Annotated in this window: 27 protein-coding genes; 11 read left to right on the top strand and 16 right to left on the bottom strand. The window is 68.5% G+C overall.

The window, feature by feature from the left end:
* Nucleotides 1–94: 94 nt before the first annotated feature.
* On the bottom strand, nucleotides 95–985 hold the full coding sequence (gene hflC / locus ACODSY_RS09840; protein ID WP_488951547.1) for a protease modulator HflC: 891 nt from the start codon (nucleotides 983–985) through the stop codon (nucleotides 95–97).
* Nucleotides 982–2,184 (bottom strand): FtsH protease activity modulator HflK, encoded by a 1,203-nt coding sequence (hflK, locus tag ACODSY_RS09835; RefSeq protein ID WP_488951546.1) that lies wholly within the window; start codon nucleotides 2,182–2,184, stop codon nucleotides 982–984. The genes hflC and hflK overlap by 4 nt, the downstream gene beginning before the upstream one ends.
* A gap of 84 nt (nucleotides 2,185–2,268) precedes the next feature.
* Between hflK and ACODSY_RS09830 the strand changes: the two genes are divergently transcribed.
* Entirely contained in the window at nucleotides 2,269–3,411 is a 1,143-nt protein-coding gene (locus tag ACODSY_RS09830) for an Mrp/NBP35 family ATP-binding protein (protein WP_488951545.1), read from the top strand.
* Here the strand turns inward: ACODSY_RS09830 and ACODSY_RS09825 are convergent.
* The 7 genes from ACODSY_RS09825 to ACODSY_RS09795 all read right to left on the bottom strand — a co-directional run bounded on the left by ACODSY_RS09825 (nucleotide 3,408) and on the right by ACODSY_RS09795 (nucleotide 12,230).
* Nucleotides 3,408–4,826: an MFS transporter gene (locus ACODSY_RS09825; RefSeq protein ID WP_488951544.1), complete on the bottom strand. Its 1,419-nt coding sequence runs from the start codon at nucleotides 4,824–4,826 to the stop codon at nucleotides 3,408–3,410. The two genes, ACODSY_RS09830 and ACODSY_RS09825, sit on opposite strands and share 4 nt — an antisense overlap.
* Nucleotides 4,827–4,891: 65 nt before the next feature.
* Complete coding sequence (locus ACODSY_RS09820) at nucleotides 4,892–6,274, bottom strand: MFS transporter (RefSeq protein WP_488951543.1); 1,383 nt, start codon at nucleotides 6,272–6,274, stop codon at nucleotides 4,892–4,894.
* 205 nt (nucleotides 6,275–6,479) lie between these two features.
* The gene (locus tag ACODSY_RS09815) at nucleotides 6,480–7,385 is read right to left on the bottom strand and encodes an SDR family NAD(P)-dependent oxidoreductase (protein WP_488951542.1); all 906 of its coding nucleotides are present in this window, start codon (nucleotides 7,383–7,385) and stop codon (nucleotides 6,480–6,482) included.
* Between the two features lie 87 nt (nucleotides 7,386–7,472).
* The gene (locus ACODSY_RS09810; RefSeq protein WP_488951541.1) at nucleotides 7,473–9,230 is read right to left on the bottom strand and encodes an ATP-binding protein; all 1,758 of its coding nucleotides are present in this window, start codon (nucleotides 9,228–9,230) and stop codon (nucleotides 7,473–7,475) included.
* Nucleotides 9,231–9,355: 125 nt separating this feature from the next.
* The gene (locus ACODSY_RS09805; RefSeq protein WP_488951540.1) at nucleotides 9,356–10,327 is read right to left on the bottom strand and encodes an efflux RND transporter periplasmic adaptor subunit; all 972 of its coding nucleotides are present in this window, start codon (nucleotides 10,325–10,327) and stop codon (nucleotides 9,356–9,358) included.
* Between the two features lie 5 nt (nucleotides 10,328–10,332).
* A complete protein-coding gene (locus ACODSY_RS09800) occupies nucleotides 10,333–11,091 on the bottom strand; it encodes an ABC transporter ATP-binding protein (protein ID WP_488951539.1) in 759 nt (252 codons plus the stop codon).
* Nucleotides 11,088–12,230 (bottom strand): ABC transporter permease, encoded by a 1,143-nt coding sequence (locus ACODSY_RS09795; protein WP_488951538.1) that lies wholly within the window; start codon nucleotides 12,228–12,230, stop codon nucleotides 11,088–11,090. Before ACODSY_RS09795 ends, ACODSY_RS09800 begins: the two co-directional genes overlap by 4 nt.
* A gap of 357 nt (nucleotides 12,231–12,587) precedes the next feature.
* Here ACODSY_RS09795 and ACODSY_RS09790 point away from each other — a divergent pair, with 357 nt between their 5' ends.
* Nucleotides 12,588–13,301, top strand: a complete 714-nt coding sequence (locus tag ACODSY_RS09790; protein ID WP_488951537.1) for a hypothetical protein — start codon at nucleotides 12,588–12,590, stop codon at nucleotides 13,299–13,301.
* Here ACODSY_RS09790 and ACODSY_RS09785 read toward each other — a convergent pair.
* Complete coding sequence (locus tag ACODSY_RS09785) at nucleotides 13,298–14,206, bottom strand: LysR family transcriptional regulator (RefSeq protein ID WP_488951536.1); 909 nt, start codon at nucleotides 14,204–14,206, stop codon at nucleotides 13,298–13,300. The genes ACODSY_RS09790 and ACODSY_RS09785 overlap by 4 nt on opposite strands.
* Nucleotides 14,207–14,306: 100 nt before the next feature.
* On the opposite strand from ACODSY_RS09785, the gene ACODSY_RS09780 reads away from it, so the two are divergent.
* Both ACODSY_RS09780 and ACODSY_RS09775 read left to right on the top strand, forming a co-directional pair.
* Nucleotides 14,307–15,299 carry an aldo/keto reductase gene (locus tag ACODSY_RS09780; RefSeq protein WP_488951535.1) on the top strand — a complete coding sequence of 331 codons (993 nt, stop codon included), beginning with the start codon at nucleotides 14,307–14,309 and terminating at the stop codon, nucleotides 15,297–15,299.
* Between the two features lie 99 nt (nucleotides 15,300–15,398).
* Entirely contained in the window at nucleotides 15,399–16,679 is a 1,281-nt protein-coding gene (locus ACODSY_RS09775; protein ID WP_488951534.1) for a NupC/NupG family nucleoside CNT transporter, read from the top strand.
* On the opposite strand, the gene ACODSY_RS09770 is transcribed toward ACODSY_RS09775, so the two are convergent.
* A complete protein-coding gene (locus ACODSY_RS09770) occupies nucleotides 16,676–17,437 on the bottom strand; it encodes a class I SAM-dependent methyltransferase (protein WP_488951533.1) in 762 nt (253 codons plus the stop codon). The two genes, ACODSY_RS09775 and ACODSY_RS09770, sit on opposite strands and share 4 nt — an antisense overlap.
* A gap of 122 nt (nucleotides 17,438–17,559) precedes the next feature.
* Between ACODSY_RS09770 and ACODSY_RS09765 the strand changes: the two genes are divergently transcribed.
* Genes ACODSY_RS09765 through ACODSY_RS09755 form a run of 3 tightly spaced genes read left to right on the top strand, consistent with a single transcriptional unit; the run spans nucleotide 17,560 to nucleotide 19,264 of the window.
* Nucleotides 17,560–18,195, top strand: a complete 636-nt coding sequence (locus ACODSY_RS09765; protein WP_488951532.1) for a glutathione S-transferase family protein — start codon at nucleotides 17,560–17,562, stop codon at nucleotides 18,193–18,195.
* The gene (locus tag ACODSY_RS09760) at nucleotides 18,195–19,007 is read left to right on the top strand and encodes a hypothetical protein (protein WP_488951531.1); all 813 of its coding nucleotides are present in this window, start codon (nucleotides 18,195–18,197) and stop codon (nucleotides 19,005–19,007) included. The genes ACODSY_RS09765 and ACODSY_RS09760 overlap by 1 nt, the downstream gene beginning before the upstream one ends.
* Nucleotides 19,007–19,264, top strand: a complete 258-nt coding sequence (locus ACODSY_RS09755) for a hypothetical protein (protein WP_488951530.1) — start codon at nucleotides 19,007–19,009, stop codon at nucleotides 19,262–19,264. The genes ACODSY_RS09760 and ACODSY_RS09755 overlap by 1 nt, the downstream gene beginning before the upstream one ends.
* Nucleotides 19,265–19,293: 29 nt before the next feature.
* On the opposite strand, the gene ACODSY_RS09750 is transcribed toward ACODSY_RS09755, so the two are convergent.
* The 4 genes from ACODSY_RS09750 to ACODSY_RS09735 form a co-directional block, all read right to left on the bottom strand.
* Nucleotides 19,294–19,743, bottom strand: a complete 450-nt coding sequence (locus ACODSY_RS09750; protein ID WP_488951529.1) for a GNAT family N-acetyltransferase — start codon at nucleotides 19,741–19,743, stop codon at nucleotides 19,294–19,296.
* Between the two features lie 51 nt (nucleotides 19,744–19,794).
* Nucleotides 19,795–20,223 (bottom strand): DUF2147 domain-containing protein, encoded by a 429-nt coding sequence (locus ACODSY_RS09745; protein WP_488951528.1) that lies wholly within the window; start codon nucleotides 20,221–20,223, stop codon nucleotides 19,795–19,797.
* 73 nt (nucleotides 20,224–20,296) lie between these two features.
* Nucleotides 20,297–20,767, bottom strand: a complete 471-nt coding sequence (locus ACODSY_RS09740; protein ID WP_488951527.1) for a GFA family protein — start codon at nucleotides 20,765–20,767, stop codon at nucleotides 20,297–20,299.
* A gap of 16 nt (nucleotides 20,768–20,783) precedes the next feature.
* On the bottom strand, nucleotides 20,784–21,257 hold the full coding sequence (locus ACODSY_RS09735; protein WP_488951526.1) for a PaaI family thioesterase: 474 nt from the start codon (nucleotides 21,255–21,257) through the stop codon (nucleotides 20,784–20,786).
* A 150-nt stretch (nucleotides 21,258–21,407) separates the two neighbouring features.
* Between ACODSY_RS09735 and pcaF the strand changes: the two genes are divergently transcribed.
* From pcaF to ACODSY_RS09720, 3 genes are read left to right on the top strand one after another with little or no spacing between them, the layout of a single operon-like run.
* Nucleotides 21,408–22,616: a 3-oxoadipyl-CoA thiolase gene (gene pcaF, locus ACODSY_RS09730; protein WP_488951525.1), complete on the top strand. Its 1,209-nt coding sequence runs from the start codon at nucleotides 21,408–21,410 to the stop codon at nucleotides 22,614–22,616.
* A gap of 5 nt (nucleotides 22,617–22,621) precedes the next feature.
* On the top strand, nucleotides 22,622–23,257 hold the full coding sequence (locus ACODSY_RS09725) for a hypothetical protein (RefSeq protein WP_488951524.1): 636 nt from the start codon (nucleotides 22,622–22,624) through the stop codon (nucleotides 23,255–23,257).
* Nucleotides 23,258–23,284: 27 nt separating this feature from the next.
* Nucleotides 23,285–24,433 carry an acyl-CoA dehydrogenase family protein gene (locus tag ACODSY_RS09720; RefSeq protein WP_488951523.1) on the top strand — a complete coding sequence of 383 codons (1,149 nt, stop codon included), beginning with the start codon at nucleotides 23,285–23,287 and terminating at the stop codon, nucleotides 24,431–24,433.
* Between the two features lie 60 nt (nucleotides 24,434–24,493).
* On the opposite strand, the gene ACODSY_RS09715 is transcribed toward ACODSY_RS09720, so the two are convergent.
* Nucleotides 24,494–25,177, bottom strand: coding sequence for a DUF642 domain-containing protein (locus ACODSY_RS09715; RefSeq protein WP_488951522.1), 684 nt, complete (start codon nucleotides 25,175–25,177; stop codon nucleotides 24,494–24,496).
* Between the two features lie 199 nt (nucleotides 25,178–25,376).
* Here ACODSY_RS09715 and ACODSY_RS09710 point away from each other — a divergent pair, with 199 nt between their 5' ends.
* Nucleotides 25,377–25,634 (top strand): DUF3253 domain-containing protein, encoded by a 258-nt coding sequence (locus ACODSY_RS09710; RefSeq protein WP_488951521.1) that lies wholly within the window; start codon nucleotides 25,377–25,379, stop codon nucleotides 25,632–25,634.
* Nucleotides 25,635–25,648: the final 14 nt, after the last annotated feature.

The raw sequence follows: 25,648 nt of genomic DNA, 5'->3' as shown, positions 1-25,648 counted from the left end.
GCGACCTCGTTTGCTACATGCGTAAATTACTACAGATGTAATAATTCGAGTCAAGCCAGTCCTGGGCTCGCATCGCGCCGTCAGTAGAGAGGGATCAGCGCCCGGTTGGACCGCGTTCGAAGTAGCGGAAGAAGGCGCTGTCAGGGGACAGGACCAGGGTCGTGTCGCCGTCCGCCAGGCTGGCCTCGTACGCCTGCATCGAGCGGAAGAAGGCGGCGAACGATGCGTCCCGGCCGAAGCTGTTGGCGAAGATCCGCGTGCGCTGGGCGTCGCCTTCGCCGGTGATCTGACCCGACTGTTCGCGCGCGGTGGCCAGCGTGATCGCCACCTCCTTGTCCGCCTGGGCGATGATCTCGCGCTTCTTTTGCTCGCCCTGGGCGCGGAGTTGCGCGGCGACCTGCTGGCGCGAGGTGGACATGCGGCGGAACACGGCTTCACGGTTCTGGGCCGGAAGGTCGGCGCGTTTGATCCGCAGGTCGATCACCTGGATGCCCAGGCGAGACGCGCGCGCCCGGCGGTCCACATCCACCTTCGCCTGTTGCATCAGCTGGGCCCGGCGGCCCGAGATGATGTCGGTCGAGGTGGCCGAACCCAGCACTTGGCGCAACGAGGAGTTCACGAGCCGCTCGATACGGTCGGCGGCCGTGGTTTCGTCGCGCAGCGTCCGGTAGAACTGCAGCGGGTCCGAGATGCGGTAGCGGATGAAGGCGTCCACCACGAGGCGCTCCTGGCCCGCGGTGATGATCTCCTCCTGGTCGGCCTCGATCGCGATGTTCCGCCGGTCCAGCTTGATGACCTGCTCGATGAACGGGACCTTGAGGTTGAGGCCGGCCTGGCTGCGACCGGGCGCATTCACCACGCGCACGGGGTCGCCGAACTGGACGACGATGGCCTGCTGCCGCTGGTCGACGACGTAGAAGGTCTGAAACACCAGGGCGATCAGGAAAAGCCCCAGCAGGCCGTAAACGAGGTTGCGCGTGCTCATTGGGCGCCGCCCTTCACCTGCGGTTGGGCGGGCGCGACCGGCGCCGCCGGCGCGGGCTGGCTCTTCGGCCGGAACACGTCGGGCGGCAGGATGATCGGGGCGGTGGCGCCCTTGGCGTCGATCACCACCTTGTTGGAATTCTGCAGGATGCGCTGCATGGTCTCGATGTAGAGGCGGTCGCGCGTCACGCCGGGGGCGCGGCGGTATTCGGTGTAGATCTGGTTGAACCTCGCGGCTTCGCCGGTGGCCTCGCGCACGGCTTGCTCGCGATAGGCCTGGGCGGCCTGGGTAATCCGCGCCGCGTCGCCCTTGGCTTCGTTGATCACCCGGTTGCGGTAGGTGTTGGCCTCGTTCTCGGCGCTGTCGGCGTCCTGCTGGGCGTTGTTCACCTCTCGGAACGCGGCGACCACCTCGGGCGGCGGACCGGCCGAACGGATCTGGACCTCAACGATGCTGATGCCGGCGCCCCAGGAGTCGAGGGTTCGCTGCATCAACTCGGCCGTCTGCTGCTGCACCTGGCCGCGGCCGGTGGAGATGATGGGCTGCAACTGGGTCTTGCCGACCACCTCGCGCATGGCGCTCTCGGCGACGTCCTTCACGGCGTCCTCGGGCTGGCGGGTGGCGAAGAGATATTTGGCGGCGTCGGCCACGCGCCAGGTCACGCTGAAATCGACATCGATGATCTGCTCGTCGCCGGTCAGCATCTGGCTGGCGGCGGTGGATTCCGCATCGCCGCCCACCCCGCCCACGTCCGTGCGCTTCAGCTCGGTGACCGCCACCTTCTCCACGCGCTCGATCGGCGAAGGCAGGTGGTAGCGCAGGCCCGGCGTTTCCGAGCGCGAATAGGCGCCGAAGGTCAGCACGATGGCCTGTTCGCTGGGCTGCACGATGTAGAAGCCCGACAGCGCCCACAGGCCGAAGGCGCCGCCGATCACGATAGGGATAAGCCCGCGACGGGGCCGGCCGCCGGGGCCGCCCATCAAGTCGCGCAGGCGTTCGCCGAGACGATCGAAATTGGCGTTGAAATCGGGGCCGCCCGGACGGCGAGGCCCGCCGCCGGAGGGCCGACGTGGTTGGTCGCGCTTGTCGTCGCCGCCGTTCGGCGAACCCCAGGGGCCTGGGTTGGCGTTGTCGTTCCAGGGCATCAGGTGGTTCGCGCGGAGCTCCCTCGGGACATACATGTATCCCTTGAACGTCACTCCTTAAAGCCCCCGGCGGGCTTGTAAACCGACGCTGTCAGCCGGATATGAGACCCCCACCCAGGCAAAGCAAGACAAAGCGGCATGAGCGAACCGGCAGGTCCGGACCGGACGGCGATCCTACAGGCCCTCGATAAGGTCCTCGATCCGAAGTCGGGGAAGGGCTTGGCCAGCGCGGGGCTGGTGCGCGGCCTGGTGCTGCGCAGCGGCCGTGCGGCGTTCATGCTGGAGGTGGCGCCTGGCGACATCGACCTCTACCGTCCGGTTCGCGACCGGGCCGAGGAGGTGTTGGCCCTGGCCGATGGCGTCGAGACGGCTCAGGTCGTGCTCACCTCGGAGCTTCAGGCGCCGTCGGCGCCGCAGCTCAAGGTCAGCCCAAGGCGGCCCCAGCCGGGTGAGACTCGCCCCGCGCGGCGCGCCCGCATCGCCGAAGACCCACAGGCGCAACTCCATCCGATGGTCGACGCCGTGAAGCCGGCGCATGTGAAGAAGGTCATCGCGGTCGCGAGCGGCAAGGGCGGTGTCGGCAAGTCCACCGTCTCGACCAACCTGGCCGCCGCCTTCGCGGTGCTGGGCCAGCGCGTAGGCCTTCTGGACGCCGACATCTACGGACCTTCGGCCCCGACCATGCTGGGCGTCGACGGCGATCCGACCTTCGATGAGGAAAAGCGCCTCAATCCGATGGAGGCCTGGGGTGTGAAGGTCATGTCCATCGGCTTCATCGTCGAGCCGGGCACGGCCAACATCTGGCGTGGTCCCATGGCTTCCTCGGCCCTGCGGAGCCTCCTGAACTCCAACTGGGGAACCGAGGCCGAGCCGCTGGATGTGCTGGTCATCGACCTGCCGCCGGGCACCGGCGACATCCAACTCACCCTGGTCCAGAAGCTGAGAATGGACGGGGTGGTGATCGTCTCGACGCCGCAGGAGATCGCCCTGATCGATGCGCGGCGGGCGGCCCAGATGTTCGAGAAGACCGGCGCGCCGATCCTGGGCGTCGTCGAGAACATGGCCTATTTCGCGGACAGCTCGGGCGTGAAGGTGCCGATCTTCGGATCCGGTGGGGCGCGGCGCGAAGCGGAACGGCTGGGCGTGCCGCTACTGGCGGAGATCCCCATCGAGGTGCCGCTGCGCGAGGCCTGCGACGCTGGCCGCCCGCTGGTGGCGACCAATACTGAAAGCGCCGCGGCCCAGGCGTTCCTGGAGCTCGCGCGTAAATTGTCGGACTAGCCGCGGGCGGGCGCGATCGGCTCCTCGCCGGTCAGCCCCTCGAGCGCCGCGGCGGGGTCGGGCGGCAGGCGGTCGCGCACTTCCAGCTGGCGGCGCACGTCCGCCGCGCGCTCGGCCGTCAGGCGGTAGCCGATGAGGCAGGCGGCGCCCAGCATCACGAATACGATCGGCCCGACGAGGAACGACAGCAGCAGCGCGTCGATCGCCTCGGGCGTGTTCTCACGGCCGAGTTTCGGATCGTAGCCCACCTTCGCCAGCACGTTGAAGGTGAGGAAGATCGAGACCCCGGAGGCGAGCTTCGTGGTCAGGGTGGTCAGCGCGAAGAGGAGGCCGCTGCGTTCCTTCCCCTGCCGGAGGCGGACCTCGTCGGCGACGTCGGCGGTCATGGCCCGCGTCAGCACGTTGAAACCCGCGGCCATGAAGCCCGTGAAGAACAGGGTGGGCAGCGAGGCCAGGACATTGCCCTTCGGCAGGAAGGCGAGGCTGACCAGCAGGAGCGAGTAGCAGACCGCCGTCACCATCACGGTGCGATGCTTGCTGATCTTGGTGGCGAGCCAAGCCAGGGCCGGTGCGCCGGCTACGCCCGACAGGACGTAGACGGCCAGCAGGATGTTGGCCTCGCCGGAGGTGAACTCCATCCGGTCGCGGCTGTAGAAGATGTAGAGCGCGGCCATCCAGCCGGGACCCAGCGACAGGGCCAGGTCGGCCAGGAGAATGCGGGCCATGTTCCGGTCGGTGATCAGCTCGAGATAGTCGCGCAGGCGGAACCGATGCCCATGGGCCTCGGGCGCAATCGTCTCGGGCGTCCGCCAGACGACCAGCGCCACGGCCAGGGGCGTGAGCGCGATCAGGTACCAGACCATCGCCTGGATGCCCTCGGCTTCGCCCTTGCCTATGCGTTCCATGACGATGGGGATCAGCAGCACGCTGACGGCTCCCGTGACGCCCACCGCCATCATCACGCCGAACAGGCGGGCGCGGTCGTCGTAGCTCTTCGCCAGGGTCGCGGCCCACGCCTGGTGCGATAGCATCAGGATCGAGGAGCCCAGGTACATCACCAGCAGCCAGGCGATGAGATAGGAAGTGCCCATCCCGTCATCGGCCACCAGCAGCATGTAAAGACCCGCCATCAGCAGCGGCGCGCCGACCACCGTCCAGACGCGGTAGCGGCCCCAGCGCGTGCGGGTGCGGTCCATGGCGATGCCGAGCAGCGGCTCGATCGGTACGTCGATCAGGCGCACCGTCGCGAACGCGGCCGCTACGACGACCAGCTCGACCCCGATGTTGGCGGCGAAATAGGCGGGCAGGTGAACCGCGGCGGCGATAAGCGCGGCCTGGATCGGCAGGCTGGTGGCCGAGAAGGCCAGCGCGAGGCTGAGCGGGAGTCGTGCGTCCCGTCCGGTGGCGGCAGTCAAACAGCTCCTCCCTTTGCGTCCGCGCCTCTCCGACGGGCGCGTGGCGCAGCTCTGCGCAAATCAGGTCACGAGGGGCGTCCCAGTGGCGCGATCTCCTCGCCGGTCAGGCTCTCGAGCGCACCGCCCGGATCCGCCATCGCCTCGCGTTCCTCGAGCAATCGACGGATTTCGGCGTGGCGCTCGGGCGTCAGCCGGTAGCCGATGAAGCAGGCGCCGGCGAGCATGACGAAGACGATCGGGCCGACGATGTAGACCAGTTCCAGGGCGTGGATCGCTTCTGGTGTGTTTACCGCGCCGGCCTTGGCCTGGTAGCCGATGGCCGCGAGCAGCACGAAGGTCAGGGCCGAAAGGCCGGACGCGATCTTCGTGGTGCCGATGGTCAGCGCGTACATCAGTCCCATCCACTCGCGGCCGGTGTCCAGGCGCACTTCGTCGGCGATGTCGCCGGTGAGGGCGCGGATCATCACCACGAAGCTGGTCGACATGGCGCCCACCAGGAACATGCCGGGCGCGAAGGCGGCGAAGTTCCCGGCCGGCAGGAACGGGACGATGATCAGGCCCAGGGAGTAGATCGTCGTGCTGACCATCAGGGCGCGGTGCTTGCCGACCTTGTTGGCGAGCCAGGCGGCGAAGGGTGCGCCCACGAAGCCGGCCGCGATGTAGATCATGAGCAGCAGGTTCGCGGCGGTGGTGTCGAAGCCGCGGCTGTCCTTGAAGTAGAAGAGATAGAGCGCGGCCATCCAGCCCGGACCCAGGGTGGCGCAGAGGTCCGCGGCCAGCAGGCGGATGACGTTCCCGCGCTTCAGGAGGGTGATGTAGTCGCGGGCGCGGAAGGCCTGGCCGGTCTCCTTGGTGATGGGTTCACGCGTGGTGGCCAGCACCAGCAGCACGGTCACCGGGATCGCCCCGATGATGAACCAGATCATGGCGCGCACGCCCTCGCCGTCGGTGTGCCCCAGCTGCTGCATGACGATGGGGATGATCAGCACCGCCATGGCGCCCACGACGCCCAGGCCGATCACCGCGCCGAACACGCGCGAGCGCTGCTCGTAGGAGGGTCCGAGCACCCCGCCCCAGGCGAGGTGCGACAGGTAGACCATCGAGTAGCCGATGTAGAGGAACAGCAGGATGCCGCTGAGCCCGATCTGGCTGGTCGACGAGTTGGCCATCAGGACGAAGTAGAGGCCCGCCATGAGCACCGGCGCGCCCAAGGCCAGCCAGATGCGATAGCGCCCGAACCGGCTGCGGGTGCGATCCATGGCGGCGCCGAGCCACACGTCGATGGGGATGTCGACCAGGCGCACCATGGCGAAAGCGGCGCCGACAGCGGCCAGCTCCAAGCCGACGTGGCTGGCGAAGTAGCGGGGCATGTGGACGCTGATGGCCAGGACCAGCGCCTGGATCGGGATGCTGGCGCAGGCGAACGCCATCACGGCCGGCATGCTCATGTTGGGCGCGGTCGACGACTTGGCCTGTGACACCTGCTGACCGCCTGACACCTGCTGACCGCTCCTCGAAATCGTCTCTGCCGGACGTTGGACGCTAGGTTACGCGCGTTCACGAACCCCCGCGCAAGCGGTTTCCGATTACAGAAATGAAAAGGGCGGCCATATGGCCGCCCTTCTTGAAAGTCCGGTATGCGGAACGATCGGATCAGCCGCCCTGCAGCTTGCGGAAGAATTTCCCCGTCTGCTCGCCGCCGTTGACGTAGGCCTTCTGCCCGGCCTCGTCGGTGATCTTGGTCCAGTTGTCACGGACCGCCTCGACCGTGGCGTTCGGGCCGATGGCCACGCCTTCAGTCTCCACGATGCGCGACAGGGCGAAGGCGCCCGCGCCGGCCGTCAGGATCGCGCCAGTGGGCGCTTCGTCCGAGCAGAGGAAGACGACGCCGGGAGTCACGAGTTCCGGCTTCAGCTGATCCAGGACCTGCTGCGGCATGCCCAGGTTCTCGGTCATCCGCGTGGCGGCGACCGGGCTGATGGCGTTGACGTGGATGTTGTTCTTCTGGCCCTCGAGCTTCAGCGTGTTCATGAAGCCGATGACGCCCAGCTTCGCCGCGCCGTAGTTCGACTGGCCGAAGTTGCCGTAGAGGCCCGACGACGACGTCGTGACGACGATGCGGCCGTAGTTCTGGGTCCGCATGATCTCCCAGACCGCCTTGGCCGGCTTCACCGTGCCCATCAGGTGGACGTCGAGCACGATCTCGAAGTCCGCGATCTCCATCTTGGCGAAGGTCTTGTCGCGCAGGATGCCCGCGTTCGCGACCAGGATGTCGATCCGGCCCCAGGCGTCCATCGCGTCCTTGACCATGCGGGCGACGCCCGCGTCGTCGGTGACCGACGAGCCGTTGGCGATGGCTTCGCCGCCGGCCGCCTTGATCTCCTCGACGACCTTGTTGGCCGCGTCGGAGCCGCCGCCCGAGCCGTCCATCGAGCCGCCCAGGTCGTTGACCACCACCTTGGCGCCGCGGCGCGCCAGCTCCAGCGCATGCTGCCGGCCAAGGCCGCCGCCCGCGCCCGTCACGATCGCCACTTTGCCGTCGAAGCGGATGTCCGCCATGAGATCCCTCGTTGAACAGGTGTTCGAAATTCGGCGCGCGTTGTGCGGCGCGGCGAAGAGGGCGTCAAGCTTACGAAGGGGGAAGGCCTAAGCCGCCGCCGCCTCGGGCTGGCCCGCCGAGCAGGCCTCCAGCGCGCGCTCGATCGCCTCGAACAGTTTGGCGGCGTCCAGAGGCTTGGGCACCACCATGTCCATGCCGGCCGCCTCGTAGTCCGAGACCTGATGGCTCATGGCGTTGGCGGTGACGGCGATGATCGGTGTCTTGGCCCGCGCCTCGGCGGCCTCGCAGGCTCGGATCTCGCGGGTGGCGGTCACGCCGTCCATCACCGGCATCTGAATGTCCATGAGGATCAGGTCCCACGGCGCGGACTTCCAGGCCTCGATGGCCTCGGCGCCGTTCTCCACCAGGGTGGGCTCCAGGCCGGCCTGGCTGAGCAGGGTCTTGAGGACCAGCTGGTTCACCTGGTTGTCCTCGGCGGCGAGGATACGGATCGGCGGGGCGTCGGCGTTGGCGGCCGGGAGCGGCGCGGGGACGACGACGGGCGCCGGCATGGCCAATCGCTCCAGCGGCAGCAGCACCGTGAAGATCGAACCCTTGCCCTCGACGCTGCTGACCTCGATCTGCCCGCCCATCATTTGAGCCAGCGATCGGCAGACGGTCAGGCCCAGGCCGACACCGCCGTGCCGGCGCGTCGCGGAGGCGTCGCCCTGCACAAACTTCTCGAACAGGCCCTCGATCCGGTCGGCGGGGATGCCCACGCCGCTGTCGGCCACCTCGATCTTCACGAGGCCGTCATCGCGCGATACCGCCACGCCGACCCGGCCGGTATCGGTGAACTTCACCGCGTTGGCGGCCAGGTTGTAGAGGATCTGGCGCAGCCGCACGGGATCGCCGCGGAAACGCCCCTTGGCCTTCCCGTCGATCGTGAAGTCGAACGACAGGCCCTTGCGCTCAGCGAGCGGCAGGAACGTGGCCATCGCGCCGCGGGTGAGGTGCTCCATGTCGAATTCGGTCACCTCGAGGGTGAGCTTGCCGGCCTCAATCTGCGAGAAGTCGAGCGCGTCGTTCAACAGGCTGAGCAGGCCCTCGCCCGAGCGGCGGATGATCCGCAGGCGATCCTTCTGCGCGTCTGGCAGGCCGTCCCTTTGCATCGCCTGGGCCATGCCGAGGATGCCGTTCAGCGGGGTGCGGATCTCATGGCTCATCACCGCGAGGAAGTCGGACTTGGCGCGGCTGGCCGCTTCGGCGGCGGTCTTGGCGTCCGCCAGCCTGTTCCAGGCGTCGGCGAGTTGCTTCCGCGTCGGGGCGAGCAGGATCACGTAGGTGATCAGGACGGCCGGTGGCGTCAGCGCTTTCAGATACTCACCGGCCGCCAGATGCTTGGCAAGGATCCCCCAGCTCACCCAGCCTAGCACCAGGGCGTGGGGCGCCAGCGCCGCCAGGAACATGCGCGGCGAAGAATAGAGCCGGAGCAGGATGTTGACGCACGAGAAGCCGATCAAGGCCACTGCGAAGAGGCGCGAGCCCCCGTCGCCGACCACGATCAGAACCGCCGCCGCCCAGGCGTGCAGCGCCGAGAGGGCGAAGGTGACGGCGAGGCCCGCGACATTGCTGCGGATGTAGCCTTGGCGACGGATAATCAACCGCTCGGCGACGGTGATCAGGATGTAGAGGACGAGACCCACGAGGAGGAGCGCCGCCGGCGCCACGGGCGCCGCCACCACGCCGATCAGCCCCGCCATCGTGAAGCGGCGCCAGAGGGCCGGCTGAGCCAGCAGCTGCTCCGGCGCGAGCGCTCCGTCCCCCGCCGCCGGCCGTTCCCCGTCAGGCCTTTTCACGCGCATGACTGTCTCCCGCAGGAAGACTAGCCGGCCCCTCGCTTAACGAGAGTTTTACGCGGGATGGTTGAGGCGAAAAAAGGCCCCGAAACCGGAGTCTCGGGGCCAAGTTGCTGGCGAAGCTTGGTAAATCAGCTGCTGGGGTTGGCTGAGGCATTGGCCTGTTGCTGGCCATGTACGAACTTCACCAGGATACGTTGACCCACCAGGAACGGTGCGCCCGTGGAGTCCACGACCACCTCGACAACCCGGTCGTCGGCGCGCTCGGTGGGGTCGTCGGACTGCAGTTTGCGGGCGCCGAACACGCCGGCGCGGCGGAGAACCTTGCCGGGGTAGACCCTGGTCGGATCGCTTTCGGGCGACATCTGAACGGTCTGGCCGATGGAGACATTCGAAAGGGAGCCTTCCGCGATCTCGGCGCGGACGATGCGGCCGGCGCGCGGCTCCAGGTCGAACATGTTGGAGACGTTCAGGGTCGAGGCGCCCGCGCCCGGATTGGCGTAGCGGCGCACGATGCGGCCGTCGGACGGGGCGCGGATCAGCGACAGTTCGCGGTCGTAGTTGGCTTCATTGGCGCGGGCCTGGGCGGTGGCGACGCTGGCCTGTTGGGCCATGATCCGGGCGTCGGCCTCGCGCACGGCGTCGCGGGCCTGGTCCAGCCGCTGGGCCGCGACGAAGTTGTTGGGAGCCAGGCCTTCCAGGCGGCGCTGCTCGCGCTGGGCGGCCGACTTCTGCACCTCCAGCAGGGCCAGCGCGGCGCGTGCCTGGCGGACCTCGGCGCCGGCGCGTTCCGAGGCCAGGCGCAGTTCGTCGTCCTCGAGCCGGGCCAGCACCTGGCCCTTCACCACGTCGTCGCCCTCCTGGACCACCACGTCGCGGATCACGCCGGCTCGTCGCGCGGCGACCTGGATGATTCCGCCTTCGACGTCGGCCTTGCCGTTGGCGATGGCGGCGTAAGGGCTGGGCTTCACGGCTGCGGCCGCCTTGGCCTCCTCGGCCTTCTTCGCCTTGGCCTGGCCGGACATGAACATAAAGCCGCCGCCGCCCAGCAGGGCGAGGATCACGACGATCCAGACGAAACGGTTGCGGAGGAGGGCGGGCATGGTCTTCAGGCCTCGATGAGCTCGGGTTGTTTGTGGGGCGGCGTAGCGCCCGGGTGTGCGCGGCCGCGGTCCACGCGGCGGTCGTCCAGGATGCGGCCGTCCTCCAGGTGGATGACGCGGTCGGCGTAGGCTTCCAGGCGCGGGTCGTGGGTCACGCAGATCACGGCGGCGCCGTGCTGCTTGGCCGCTCGCTGGAGCAGCTTGATCACGACCTGTCCATTCTCGCCGTCGAGCGCGCTGGTGGGCTCGTCGGCGAACAGCAGCTGTGGGTTCTTCGCGAGGGCGCGGGCGATCGCCACCCGCTGCTTCTCACCGCCCGACAGCTCGGTCGGCCGCTGGTGCATGCGGGTCTCCAGACCCACCTCCGTTAGGGCGTTGGCCGCGCGCTGGCGGGCCTCCGGCTTGGGTAGGCCCTGGTACTTCAGGATGATCTCGACCTGCTGCAGCGCGGTCAGCGCCGAGAAGAGGTTGAAGCCCTGGAAGATGAACCCGCAGTGGTCGAGGCGGAACTTGTCCCCCCGGCCGGATCGCAGGTTCCAGATGTCCTGTCCCAGGGAGGTGACCTTGCCCTCGTCCGGCTTGAGCAGGCCCGAGAGCGCCGCCACCAGCGTCGACTTCCCCGAGCCGGACGGGCCCATGACCATCGTCACCTCGCCGTGGTTGGCGTCGAAGTCGACGCGCTTCAGCACCTCGATGTGGCTGCGCCCGGTCTTGAAGCGCTTGTAGATCCCGTGGGCCACGATGGCCGGCTTGCCAGTGCTCATCGCAGCAGGTCCGCAGGTTGGCTCTTCTTCAGGACGCCCAGGGCCAGGATCCCCGAGACGCCCGAGATGAAGAGCAGCAGGATGGAAACGCCGATCACCCAGGCCGGCGGGAAGCCCATGGGCACGCCGCCGTTGGTGGCCAGCAGATAGACGCCGAACGTGAAGAGCGCGGTGGCCATCAGGCCGACGATGCCGACCCAGAACGAGAGCTCCAGCACGATGATCCGCAGCGAGCCCATGCCGACCCCAAGCGCGCGCAGCGAGGCGAACTCCTTGATGCTGGAGAGCACGGCGCCGCGCAGGGTCTGCGAGGTGATGCCGACGCCGATGAGGAAGCCCAGGAACACCGAGAAGCCGACGAAGAGGCCGATGATCTGCTCGCCCATGATCGCGCCTTCGTTGGCGTCGGACAGCTCCTGGCGGGTCCAGGCGCGGAACGCCCCCTTGGAGGTTTTGTTGAGCTGGTCGCGGACGATCTCGGCGCGGGCGGGGTCCTTGATCCGCACCATCAGCGGCCCGGTCTTGCCGTCCTTGGTGAGCATGCCCATCAGCCGGAACGAATCCCGCGACATCGTCACCGAGGCGTTGTTCATGTCGGGGTAGCCGTGGAGGACGGCCCGCACGCGCACGGTCTTGCCGCGCAGCGAGGCCTCGTCTCCGAGCTTCACGCCCAGCCGCTTGAGCTGGCTCTCGTCGATGGCCACCGAATAGGGCTCCAGCAGTGCGGTGCGGGTCGCCTCATCGAAGTCGGTCGGCAGGTTTACGGCGCCCGGCCGCGTGTCCACCATGTTGACGTTGACGAATGTGGTGACTGCCTTCGTCCCGTCCGTGGGGCGGTTGATCCACCGGCCGCCGTCGTTGTCCATGGCGGCCACTTCGACCACCTCCGGATGCATGTAGATCTGCGGCTGGAGCCGTGCCGGCAGCGAGCCGCCGCCCGAGTTGATCAGGCTCTCCATCTTGGCCGGCAGGATCATGATGTCGGCGCGGCTGCGGTCGATGGTCGCGGTGGCGCCCTTCACGATCCCGGTGAACATGCCGACCTGGGCCAGGATCAGCAGCCCTGAAAAGGCCAGCGCCACGACGGCTGCGGTGTACCGCCGCCACTCGTAGAGCAGTGTTGCAAGCGCCAGAGACATTGTGACGAACAGCCCTCAACCTTCGAGCGCGGAGTTCGCCGCCGCTCGGGTCTGCCGGGCCAGTTAAATCGCGGTAAGGCCGGCCGCCCGAACGCGCATCGGAGCGCTCGTCTTCAAGAGGCGCCGTAGGCGCTGGGCGGATGCGGAGCGGCCTATTAAACCTTCGTAATCCGGGACCCTCAGGCGAGGCCCCGACGATTTCTTAAGGCCTGCGTTCTATCGGTTGGCCGACACCGCCGAACGCCGACCTGCCACGACCCAATGGACGCCACGTCTAACGCCACCGCCGCCTATCCGATTGCGTCGGCCGCACCGCGCGTCGCGTCCGGCCCGAGCTCGCCGGATTACGTCGGCCGAATGGCGCGCTTCGACGAGCTGTCGGCGGCGATCCTCGATACGAGCGGCAAGGCCGACGATCCCCGCCGGACCCAGGCTTACCAGGCCCTGCAGGCGATGTCGGCGGGCGGCCAGCTAGCCGGCCTCGACGAGAGTCGCCGCAAGGTCCTGGACCAGGCCACCTTCGACAGCGATATCGGCCAGCGGGCGCAGGCCCTCGGGCGGGCCTTCGTGCAGAACCTCAACGCCGCCACCCGCGCGGGAGGGCCGCAGGCCGCCCTCCAGGCGGCGGCCAGCAGCTTCGACAACCTGTCGTCCGCCGACCAGGATCTGTTGTTCCAAACGACGATTAACGTGGCGGGCCGTTCGGGAGCCAAGCCCTTCGCGGATGCCGCCGCCTGGCGGTCAAACGTCGACGCTCAGGCCAAGGTGGTCGGCTTCATGAAGGACGCGGGCGTCGTCGGCGCCAATGGCGCGCTCGACCAGAAGGCCGCCCAGGCAAAGGCCGCCGCGGATCCGAAGTTCGCGGCCGCGCTCCGCCTCTCGCTCCGCGTCGACAACAACTCGCCCGACTGGACCCAGTCGGTGATGCAGTTGTTCGGCGCCGCCGCGCCGAGGGACACCGTCCAGCTCTCCGAGGCGGCGCAGGCTTTCCTCGGCGCGACGCCGTCGCCCGCGTCCGCGCCGCCCCCGCCGGCCTACCGCGAGGGTTCGACGATCTCCATCAAGGCCTAGCCCTGCGCCCCATCGGGAGCGGGCCGGCGCATCCAGTCGATGAAGGCCCGCAGCGCGGGAGAAACCTGGCGGCGGCTGGGGTAGTAGATGCTGTAGCCCGGGAACGGCGGGCACCAATCCTCAAGGAAGCGCACCAGGGCGCCCCGGGCAAGTTCGTCACGAACGGACGGCTCCGCCACGAACGCGATCCCGGCGCCATCCACGGCGGCCGCCACCAGCAACTGCGTATCGTCGACGATGAGTGGCCCGCTCACCGCGATGCGCCGCGCGTCGTCGCCTCTTTCCAGCTCCCAATCGTAGAAGGCGCCCGAGGGCCATCGCAGTCGGAAGCAGGCGTGGCCGGCCAGGTCCTCCGGCGCCGTGGGGACGCCGTGCCGGGCCAGGTAGTCCGGCGACGCCACGGCCGCCATGCGCAGGGGCTGGCTGACCCGGACGGCGACCATCTCGGACGGTAGGTTCTCGTCGAGGCGGATGCCAGCGTCGAACCCGCCGGCCACGATGTCGATCAGGGCGTTGTCGCTGACCACCTCGACCCTGATGTCCGGATAGGCCTCTAGGAAGCCGCCCAGGCGTGGCGCGATGGCCAGCCGCGCGGCCGATCGCGGCACGCTGAGGCGCAGCCGCCCGGCAGGACGCTCACGGAATGCCGCCACTTCCATAAGGCCTGCCTCGATGTCAGCCAGCGCGGGGCTGAGCCGCGCCAGCAGGCGCTCCCCGGCCTCGGTGGGCGCCACGGCGCGGGTGGAGCGGTTCAGCAGCCGCACGCCCAGCGCCGTCTCCATCCGCCGCAGCCGGTGGCTGAGCGCGGAGGCGGAGACGCCCATCAGCTCACCGGCGCGCCGGAAGCTGCGAGTCTCGGCCAGGAGGGCAAAGGCGGCGAGATCAGGGATCGAGCGACGGTCCATTGCTGAAATTTTCTCAATGGACCGATGACGCTGCAAGCGGTTTCCCGGATCGCCGCGCCAGACCACCTAGGGGTCACCGCACAGGATGAGGAGGATCGCCATGCAGATGCGCAAGCTTGGAACGCAAGGTCTCGAGGTCTCGGCCATCGGCTTCGGTTGCATGGGCCTGTCCGGCGTCTACCAGCCGGCCGCCGAGGAGGCCCAGGCGATCGCCGTGCTGCGGCGCGCGGTGGAACTGGGGGTCACCTTCTTCGACACGGCCGAGATCTACGGGATGCAGACCAACGAGGTGCTGGTGGGCAAGGGCCTGCAGCCCTTCCTCGACAGCGTCGTCATCGCCACCAAGTTCGGTTTCGACCTGGAGACCGCCCGGAAGATGGGCCGGCCGGCCGGCACCAACAGCCGCCCTGACAACATCAAGGCGGTGGCCGAAGCCTCCCTGAAGCGGCTGGGCGTCGAGGTGATCGACCTCTTCTACCAGCACCGGGTCGACCCGAACGTACCGATCGAAGAGGTGGCCGGCGCGGTGGGCGAGCTCGTGAAGGCGGGCAAGGTGAAGTACTTCGGCCTGTCGGAGGCCAGCGCCGAGACGATCCGCAAGGCCCACGCGGTCCATCCGGTCAGCGCGGTGCAGAGCGAATACTCCCTGTGGTCGCGCGATCCCGAGAAGGCCGTGCTGCCGGCTTGCCGGGAACTGGGCATCGGCTTCGTTCCCTACAGCCCGCTGGGCCGCGGCTTCCTGGCGGGCGGCTTCAAGGGCCAGCCGAACGAAGCCGACTTCCGCCGCTTCATGCCGCGTTTCCAGGGTGAAGCGCTTCAGAAGAACCTAGGGCTGGTCGAGACCCTGACGGCGCTCGCCGCCGAGAAGGGCCGCACCCCCGCCCAGCTCGCCCTGGCCTGGCTGCTCAGCCGCAGCGAACACATCGCCCCGATCCCCGGCACGACCAAGATCGAGCGTCTTGAAGAGAATGTCGCCGCCGCCGACATCGCGCTGACGGACGAGGAGCTGGCCGCGATCGAGGCTGCGGTTCCCGAGACCGCGGTGGAAGGCGCCCGCTACGACGAGCGGGGCCTTTCGATGGTCAACCTCTAGGACAGTCGGGCGCAGGCGCCACGCCGCGCTTGCGCCCGGATCGCTTTCGGCGTGGATTGGCCGGCCAGGCCGCTGAATCGGCGGCGCATCGGGGGATGCATGTTCGGTCCGGAAAACGCCCAGAGCCTCGTCGGCGTGGCGGTCATCCTGTTGGTCTGCTGGGCGGTCTCCGAGAACAAGGGGAAATTCCCCTGGAAGCTCGCGATCGGCGCGATCCTGGTCCAAGGGCTGCTGGTGCTGGCCCTGTTCGGCCTGCCCGCGTTGCGCTCTGGGCTCCAGGGCGTGGGCGTGGCGGTGGACGGCCTGGCCTCGTCGACCCAGGCCGGCGTCGCCTTCGTTTTCGGCTTCCTGGCCGGCACGCCCAACCAGCCCTATCCGCTGACCGATGCCGGCTCGCTGTTCGTCTTCGCCTTCCGCGTGCTGCCGGTGATCCTGGTGGTCTGCGCCCTGGCGGCCTTGCTCTGGCACTGGAAGATCCTGGTCTGGATCACCCAGGGGTTCGGCTTCGTGTTCGAGCGCACCATGGGCCTGCGCGGCCCGCCGGCGCTGGCCACCGCCGCCACGGTCTTCATGGGCCAGGTCGAAGGCCCGATCTTCATCCGCAGCTACCTGCCCAGCCTGTCGCGGTCCGAGCTGTTCATGCTGATCGCGGTGGGCATGGCCTGTGTCTCGGGCTCGACGATGGTGGCCTATGCGACGATCCTGGCCGGCGTGCTGCCGGGGGCCGCGGCGCACGTGCTGACCGCCTCGATCGTGTCGGCGCCGGCCGGCGTGCTGCTGGCGCGCATCATCGTGCCGCGCGACGCCGCCATCGAGCAGGCCCAGGCCTACGATCCCCTGGCCGCCAAGAAGTACGACAGCTCGATCGACGCCCTGATCAAGGGCACCACCGACGGGCTTCAGATCATGCTGAACGTCGGCGCCACCCTGATCGTGTTCGTGGCGCTGACGGCCATGGTCAACAATATCCTCGGCGCTTTCGGCGACGTGGCCGGTGCGCCGCTCTCGGTCGAGCGCGGACTGGGCGTCGTGTTCGCGCCGCTGGCGTGGGCCATCGGGGTGCCCTGGCACGATGCGCCGGCCGCCGGCTCGCTGCTGGGCGTCAAGCTGGTGCTCACCGAATTCACCGCCTTCATCAAGATGGGCGCGATCCCGGTGGACGCCATGGATCCGCGGACCCGCGTGCTGATGACCTATGCGCTGTGCGGCTTCGCCAACATCGCCTCGGTGGGGATCAACCTGGCCGGCTTCTCGGTGCTGGTGCCCGAGCGGCGCAACGAGATCGTGGGCATGGTCTGGAAGGCGATGATGGCGGGCTTCCTGGCCACCTGCCTGACCGCCTCGATCGTGGGCCTGCTGCCGCCCAGCCTGTTCGGCTAGGCCTTCTGGAGCACGCAGACGGATTGGCCGAGATTTCCCTCGGCAACGACGGCGTCCGCGCCGTCTCGGATCTCGACGACCTGCAGATCCAGCGCCTGGGCCCAGCAGCCGATGGCCTCGCGATCGATGAAGGTGTTCATCGGCATCTCGACCTTGCGACGGGTGGCGTCCACGGTGTCCAGGAACACCTTCATATGTGTCGGCTCGCGGAACTCCAGGAAGGAGAAGACGATCCGGCCGCCCGGCCTCAGCACACGGCGGGCCTCCTCCAGGTACCAGTAGCTCTGCTCGTGCGTCAGGTGGGTCAGCACCGAGAAGAAGCAGACCATGTCGGCTTGGCCGTCCCGTTCCGGTATGCCGATGTGGTCGATCACCTGGAAGCGCCAGTCGGGCCGCGCGGCGACCTTCCTCGCGTGGGCCACCAGCGCCGGCACCAAGTCGATCCCCAGATAGCGGCCCTCAAGCCAGGCCGCGAGCGGCTTGGCGAGCCGTCCTGAACCACAGCCGACATCGATTAGGTAGCCGTCCCGAGGCAGGCCGTAGTGTCGGAGCAGGCCGACCTCGATGGGGCCGATCAGCTCGAAGCCGCCGCCGATGGCTAACTCCATGGCCTTGTCGTGCGGCATCTGGCTCGCCACCGACGCCACGAACCGGACGTTGATGGCCTTGAGATCCTGCTGGCTCACCGGCTGCAGGCGGGCGCGCGCCCTGTTGATGAGCCGACGGCCCCTGCGGACCGCCCCTGCCAAACTCGCCATGACGCGTGCGCCTCGCCCGAACTCAACGACTGGTAGTCCTGGGCGCCAGTTCGTGTCCAGCCTCGGCGCTTGCCTGACGGCGGGGGAATGGCTCTAGCTTGTTCGCTGAGCAGGAGGATCCCATGAAAGTCTACGACACGCCGCTCGCGCCCAATCCGCGCCGGGTGCGCTGGTTCATGGCCGAGAAGGGGATCACCGACATCGAGGTGATCACGCTCAACCTCATGGAAGGGCATCACAAGACGCCGGATTACCTGGCCAAGGCCGGCCTGCCGAACGTGCCCATGCTGGAGATGGACGACGGGACGTGCGTCACCGAGAGCATCGCCATCTGCCGGTACCTCGAGAGCCGCTATCCCGAACCCAACCTGTTCGGCCGCACGCCCGAGGAGATCGCCGTCATCGAGATGTGGATGCGCCGCGCCGAGATGATGGTCGCCACGCCGATGATGATCGGCGTGCGCCACACCCACCCGGCCATGGGCGCGCTGGAACAACAGGCGCCGGCGGTGGGCGAGCACAATATCCAGGGCGCCACGCGGGCGCTCAAGGTGCTGGACCGGCGCCTGGCCGAGAGCGAATGGCTGGCCGCAGATCGCCTGACCATCGCCGACATCGTGGCTTTCGTGGGCATCGACTTCGGCCGCATGATCAAGTTCCGCCCGCCCGAGGAGCTGACCCACGTCGCGCGGTGGGCCCAGGCGATGCGCGAACGTCCCGCCGCCGCTGCCGGCATGCCGCAGAAGGCGCCGGCCTGATGGATCGCCGGGCGGTGCTGGCGGCTTGCATCACGTTCGCGGCCACGCCGGCCCTCGCCATCGATCCCGGAACCGCATCCGGCCGCTACAAGGACGACGAGGCTGAGTTCAGCTTCTCCCACGCCATCGCGCTGGAGCTGGACAACACCGAGGGCCTGCTCGACACGCCGCAGGAGATGCGCGTGCTGCTCACCGACCGCGAGCTGCCGGCCGCCGTGCTCTACGGCCAGTCGTTCCCGCCGGTCTGGACCCTGGCCCAGGAGGGCAAGGTCCGCGGCCTCTTGCTCAAGTTCGACCCGTCCGACCGCACCAGCGTCGTCGTCACCGTGCTGACCAAGCCGGAGCCGGGCTATTCGCTCGCGACCCTGTCCCTGTCGCACTCCGAAGGCCTCTGGTCGCGGCTCGACGCCAGCCCGTCGCGGGTCGCGGGCGAGTTCAAGGCCGACGCCAGCGAGAAGATGCAATTGAGGTTCAGCGCGCCGGTGTTCACCAATCCGGTCGAGGCCGACCTCAAGGGGGCGGCGGCGGCGGCATCCGAGCCGGTGAAGGTGATCCTCGCTCGCGCGGAGGCCATGGCAAAAGGCGATCTCGCGACCGCGGCCAGCCTCTCGACCGAGACCTCCGCGGCGCGACTGAACGACGTTCCGCCCGAGTTCAGGAAGATGATGGCGAAGGAGCTGCCGAAGCTGGTCGCGCGGCTCAAGGCCACTAAGCGCGTGGTGATCCGCCGCGAGACCGCCGTCGTCATGCTGGGGCCCGGCGAGTACGCCAGCGCCGCCAAGGTGGCGGGCGTCTGGAAGGCCGCCGACTGATGAGCGACCGGGAGGTCTGGTTCGAGTACTGGCAGGAGCGCCACCGGTTCAAGGCGATGCCGATTCATTGGAAGGGCTGGGTGAGCCTGATCCTGGTGACCGCGGCGCCGGGCGCGTCCATGGCGTTCGGCGCGCGTTGGCTGGGCGACCGCTATGGCGCGGTCGTGGGGCTGCCGGCGCTGATGGTCACCCTGGCCCTAAGCTTCACGTTCATCATCCTGCTGGTCCGGGTGCGCGGGCGGCGGCGCAAGGCCTAGCGCCGCGCCGCCCGGCGAAGCGCAAATTCTCACCGGCCGCACAGCTCCGCCCACCGCTCGCGTGGCACGCGCATGAAGTAGTGGACGGCGTCCTCGTCGTACTGGCGAAAACCCTCACGCTCGTAGACGTGCTTCGCCCGGGGATTGCCCAGGGCCACGTCCAGCTTCATCGCGACCGCGGGCGTGGTTTCGAACACCCAGTCCATGACGCCGCGCACCAGGCGCGTGCCGACGCCCTGATCCACCGAACTCACCGCGACCCGCCGCAGCAGCACCGTGGGTTCGTTGAACTCTTGCAGGATGACGAAGCCGGCCAAGCCGTCGCCCTCGCGGATGCCGACGTAGCGAACCTCGCGCGAAGCCATCTGGGCGGCGTGCTCGTCGGCCTCGAACCGGCCGACCACGGCGTCATACCCGGGCATGCGCTCGATGCGCATCACCTCGGCGATGTCGGCGGGCGTGAGAGGCGAGAGTTCCATCGCCACAGACTTCGTGCAGCGGCGCGCAGGGCGCAAGGCCCTGCTTATGGTTCAGTCGGCAGCGGCGCCGATCCTGCGCCACGTCTGCGCCTTGCAGAACACGCCGGCGACCAGACAGCCCTTGGCCTTCAGCGTGTTGGTGTCGACCAGCTCGGCGCGGCCTGAGAAAGTCGCCTTCAGGTCGGGGACGAACACCTTGCCCTTCCAGACTCCCGGCTTCTCCGGCCCGAAGTCGCGGAGCAGCTGCAGGCCGATAAGGTTGTCGGTGCCGCCCTTGCGCGCGTCTTCCTGCGCGTCGGCGTTGGCCCAAACCACGTAGCCGCACAGCTTCTGGCCGCACGGCTTGATGTTCACATGCACCGAGTTCTTGGGATTGCGCCACACGCCCTCGACGCCGGACGCGGGTTGCGCGTGCGCGGCGGGAGCCAGGGCCAGGCCGGCGACGGTGGCCAGGCCAGCGAGGGCGGAGAAGATCTTCATGCGTGTCCTTGGGGCGCGTCCCTGAGTTCGCCCATGTAGTCGAAATGTGGGGCGAAGCTAGGGCAGGGGGATTCTATGTCGCGGATTTAGCATGCCGTTCGGCGAACGCAGCGACCAAGCCGGGATAGGCCTCCTGCGCCGGAAACTTCTCGAAGCTGTGGACCGCGGGCGTCTCGGCCCAGTCGAGCTTCTCGCAGGTGTAAGTCTCGATGAACGGCGTCGAGGCGGGCCCGCCGTCCAGCATCGTCGAACGGACGTTCACGAACCAGCTCATCGCCGGCGGCTTCGTAAAGAGCCAGCTCATGCAGTGTGGGCAGAAGTAGTGGTGGACGTCCTCACCGTGCAGCCCGCCGATCACCGGCTCGCCTTCGGTGACCTCGAAGGCCTCGGCCGGAACGGCTACGCTGAGCGAGAAGGCGCTGGCGGTCATCCGCTGGCAGCCGGTGCAGTGGCAGGCCATGGTCAGCAGCGGCGGCGCGCCGACCTTAAGCTTCACCTGCCCGCAGCGACAGGCTCCGGTCCATGGCAGCTTCCAGTCGGTCATCGCCGTCTCCTTGCGCTCAGGCTTGCGGACGCCGTGGGCCGCGCTTCTTGAGGACGGACGAGAAGCTCATGATCGTCTCGCCCCCCACCTTCATCAATCCGCGAATGAACACCATGCTGCGCGTGTTCTTCACGACGTCGCCGCGACATTCGATCACCTGGCCTTCATAGGCCGCGCCGACCAGTTCGCAGTTGAAGGTTGCGGTCACGGCGTGCTGGTCCTGCAGCGCTTCGCGGCCGATCACGAACAGGCTGAAGTCGGCGAACGTCATGAAGCAGCCGCCGTGCAGGAAGGCGCCGCCGTTCAGGTGCTTCTTCTCGACCTTGAAGGCGCAGACGGGACCCTGGTCGTCGATGCGAAAATAGAATGGGCCCGCCAGGTCCTCGAACGGATCGCCGCCGGGATACCATTGCCACCCGGCCCATTCGCCCTCGGTGACCGTGGTCAGCTTGGAGACGTAACTGCTCTCACTGGTGTCGCCGCCGTCCATTCCATCCCCTCGTTCTTGCCTGGGGGCGTCTAAGCATGTGCTCGCCCGATGGGGAAGGGCGGCGCACCGCGCCAGCGCCTAAGGGTTTGCCGACCGCTCGTTCAAACACTAGTTTGCCGGCCCGCTTCCAGCCGATCCAAGGACCCATCCATGCAAGGCCGCCCCGTCTATCTCTGCGCCGGCGTCCGGACCCCGATCGGCCGCTACGGCGGCGCGCTGGCCAAGGTCCGCGCGGACGACCTCGCCGCCCATCCCCTGAAGACGCTGATGGCCCGCTTCCCGCAGATCGACTGGGCCGAGGTCGACGAGGTGGTCTATGGCTGTGTGAACCAAGCCGGCGAGGACAACCGCAACGTCGCCCGCATGGCGCTGCTGCTGGCGGGCCTGCCCGAGTCGGTGCCCGGCCTGACGGTGAACCGGCTCTGCGCGTCGGGCCTCGACGCCACGATCACCGGCGCCCGCTCCATAGCCACGGGCGAGAACGACCTCGTCATCACCGGCGGCGTCGAGAGCATGACCCGCTCGCCCTTCGTGATGGGCAAGGCCGACAGCGCCTTCTCGCGCAGCGCCGAACTGTTCGACACGACCATCGGCTGGCGCTTCGTGAACCCGCAGATGCAGAAGCAATACGGCACGCACGCGATGCCCGAGACGGCTGAGAACGTGGCTACCGACTACCAGATCGCCCGCGACGATCAGGACGCCTTCGCCTTCCGCTCGCAGCAGCGCGTGGGCAAGGCCCGCGACCGCGGCTTCTTCGATGGCGAGATCGCACCCGTGACGATCAAGGACCGAAAGGGCGACATCGTCGTGTCCCAGGACGAGCATCCGCGTCCCGACACGACGCTCGAGGCGCTGAAGGCGCTGAGGCCCATCGTCCGCGAGGACGGCACGGTCACCGCCGGCAATGCGTCGGGGGTCAACGACGGCGCCGCGGCCCTGATCCTTGCCTCCGAAGCGATGGTGAAGAAGTACGGCCTGGAGCCGATCGCCCGCATCGAGAGCGGCGCCTCGGGCGGAGTCGCGCCGCGCGTGATGGGCGTCGGGCCCGTGCCGGCGGTCGACAAGCTGACCACCCGTCTGGGGATCACGCCGCGCGATTTCGACGTGGTCGAGCTGAATGAGGCCTTCGCGGCCCAGGCCCTGGCCTGCACCCGCGCCTGGGGCCTGGCCGACGACGCCGAACATGTGAACCCGCACGGCGGCGCCATCGCCATCGGCCATCCGCTGGGCGCCTCGGGCGCTCGGATCGCGCTCACCGCGGCCCGCGCGATGCAGGAACGCGGCGGCTCGCGGGCGCTGGCCACCATGTGCGTCGGCGTCGGGCAGGGTTCGGCTCTGGCGCTGGCCAAGGCTTAGGTCCGATGCTCGCGACCGTCCTGGCCGCGATGGCGCTGGCCGCCCAATCGGCGCCGCCCGATGACGACGGCCCGCTGCAGACCGCGCCCCGGGAGCGCTCCGCCAGCGAGATCCCCCTGCCGGGACTCGATGAGAAGCGCCTCGACATTCCACCTCCGGCGAAACCGATGGACGAGGCCAAGGCCGCGCCGGCCAAGACGGTCACCATCGAGCCCCGGACGATGGTGGAGGGCGACACGCTGCAGGTCGTGCTCGGCCAGCGCGCCGTTTTCCACCTCGATGACAAGGGCCGACCGGTTCTCGACCGGGTCGAGACCGGCAAGCTCGCCGAAGCCCATCCTCCGGGCGAGGTCGTCGAGACGTTCGAGGCGCCCGCGGACGGCCAGCTCGCCATCGCCCTGGACGGTTCCGCCGAGAAGCGCGCCACCGTGCTCAAGATCTGGAACATCACGCCCAAGGGGCTCGACTACGGCGCGATCGCCCTGATCCCGCAGCAGGGGCAGATCGTGCCCGTGCCGGCGCCTGTTTGTGGCGTGTCGGCCGGCTCGCTGCGCACCGAGATCTGGCCCCGCCCCGTCCTGGCGATTGGCCTGGTCCGCTTCCGGCCGGTCGACGCCATCAAACCTTGCCCGCAAAACTGACAGACCGAATTCGAAGGGGGATGCCACATGGCGCTCGACGCCGAGACCCGCGATCAGCTGATCGACACCGTCCGCCGCTTCGTGACCGAGCGCCTGCGGCCCCTAGAGGCCAAGGTGGCGGAAGACGACGCCATGCCCGACGACGTCGTCGAGGAGATGAAGGGCCTGGGCCTCTTCGGCCTGTCGATCCCCGAAGAATACGGCGGCCTGGACCTGTCCATGGAGGACGAATGCCTGGTCGGCGTCGAGCTGGGCCGGACCAGCCCGGCGTTCCGCTCGGCCTTCGGCACCAATGTCGGCATCGGAAGCCAGGCGCTGGTGATGTTCGGCACCGAGGCCCAGAAGAAGAAATTCCTGCCCGGGATCGCTTCGGGCGCGATCGTCACCTCGTTCGCCCTGACCGAGCCGGAGGCCGGTTCTGACTCGGCCAACGTGCAGACCCGGGCGGTGCGGGAGGGCGACCATTACGTCCTGAACGGCGCGAAGCGGTTCATCACCAACGCCAACAAGGCCCACCTCTTCACGGTGATGGCGCGGACCGATCCGTCCAAGCCGGGCGGGGGCGGGGTCTCGGCCTTCCTGGTCGAGCGTGACAGCCCCGGCCTCACCGTCGGCAAGTCCGAGAAGAAGATGGGCCAGCAAGGCGCGCACGTGTCGGAGGTGTTCTTCGACAACGTCCGCGTGCCGGCCGAGAACCGGATCGGGGCCGAGGGCGAGGGCTTCAAGGTGGCGATGCAGGTGCTGGACCGCGGCCGCCTGCACATCTCGTCGGTCTGCATCGGCGTGGCCGAGCGGCTGATCGCCGATTGCGTCGCCTATGCGTCCGAACGCAAGCAGTTCGGCCAGCCCCTGTCCTCTTTCCAGCTGCTGCAGGGAATGATCGCCGACAGCAAGACCGAGGCCCTGGCCGCCAAGGCGCTGACCATGGAGACCGCGCGCAAGCGCGACGCCGGCCAGAACGTCACCATGGAGGCGGCGGCCGCAAAGTACTTCGCTTCCGAGATGGTCGGCCGCGTCGCCGACCGGGCGGTGCAGATCTTCGGCGGCGCCGGCTACATCGCCGACTACGGCATCGAACGCTTCTACCGCGACGTGCGCATCTTCCGGATCTACGAAGGCACCAGCCAGATCCAGCAGGTGATCATCGCGCGCGAGACGCTGAAGCGGGGCGGCTAGGCGCGGAAAGGCCCCGGAATTTCTCCCGGGGCCCTCGGCTGCGCGGACAGTTCGGGGTTGTCAGGCGGCCGCGCCGACCAGGCGGCGACGGCGGAGCGCCGTTCCCGCCAGGCCGAACCCGGAGATCATCAGGGCCCAAGTGGTGGGCTCGGGCACGGCCCCGGCCTCTGGCCCGATGACGCTGATGTTGTCGAGATAGACGCCCGCGGCCGAGCCACCGGCGATGTTCGTGAAGAACAGGGTGCTCATCGATTCCGTGGCGGTGAACTCGAACGCGTAGTTGGTCCAGTTCATGTTGCCGAGCACCGAACCGGCGTGGGTGACGGTGTCCTGGAACAGGTCGCCACCCGCGCCGCGGACGCCGAACATCATGGCGGCCGACGGGATGAAGGGGTTGTTCGCGTAGTCGAACGCCAGAACGTATTTCGCGCCGATGACCGTTGCGAACGACTGGGCGATTCCGCCGCGGCTCCCGACGCCGATGAGGTCGAGGGCGCCCACCCCGGCCCCGGCGGGGTCAGGTTGGCCGCCGAAGGGGCCGTTGGTGTTGTGAACGTCGACGGAACCCTCGGTGACAGTCCAGCCGAAACCGGCCGGCTCCTGCCCGGCATAGATGACGACTGAGGCTCCGCTGGTGTCGACGGGGGTCTCGAAACCCCCATTCTTCAGCAAGCTGGCCGCCGCTGCCGGATTGGCGGCGACGAAGGTGGCGGCCACGATGGCCGGGAGGAGGATGCGCCTCATGTTTTTCAGGTCCTTGTTGCGAACCCGGTGGGGCTAGCCCGGCGCGCGGCTCTGGATGAACCCGTCACGCGACGAAGTCGGGCCGCGGGGAGACGAACGCGGTTCGGGTTCGCCTGTCGCGGGAGTTTCCGCGGAGCGTTCGCCAGTCGGGGGAGCGAAAACCGTGGACCCCGCCTCGCGTTGGTGGGAGTTAGCGCGCGTGAGTGATCCGATCGAAACGGCCATCTTCGACCTCCTGGCCAAGGTCCCGGCGGGCAAGTCCATCGCGCCGGAGGACGTGGCGCGGGCCATCGACGCCGAGGGCTGGCGACGCCAGCTCGGCCGGGTGAGGGGAACCGCCGTTGGCCTGGCGCGCCAGGGCAAGGTGGTCATCCTGCGCCACAACAAGCCGGCCGATCCCGACACGTTCCGCGGCGTCTGGCGCATGCGGTTGCCGCAAGACGGCGACGCCGCCTGATTGCGGTCTTTTCC

It is taken from the genome of Phenylobacterium sp. FG114, assembly GCF_057809855.1.
Note: the sequence above shows the minus strand (reverse complement) of the source record. Positions and strands in the feature narration are given on the sequence as shown.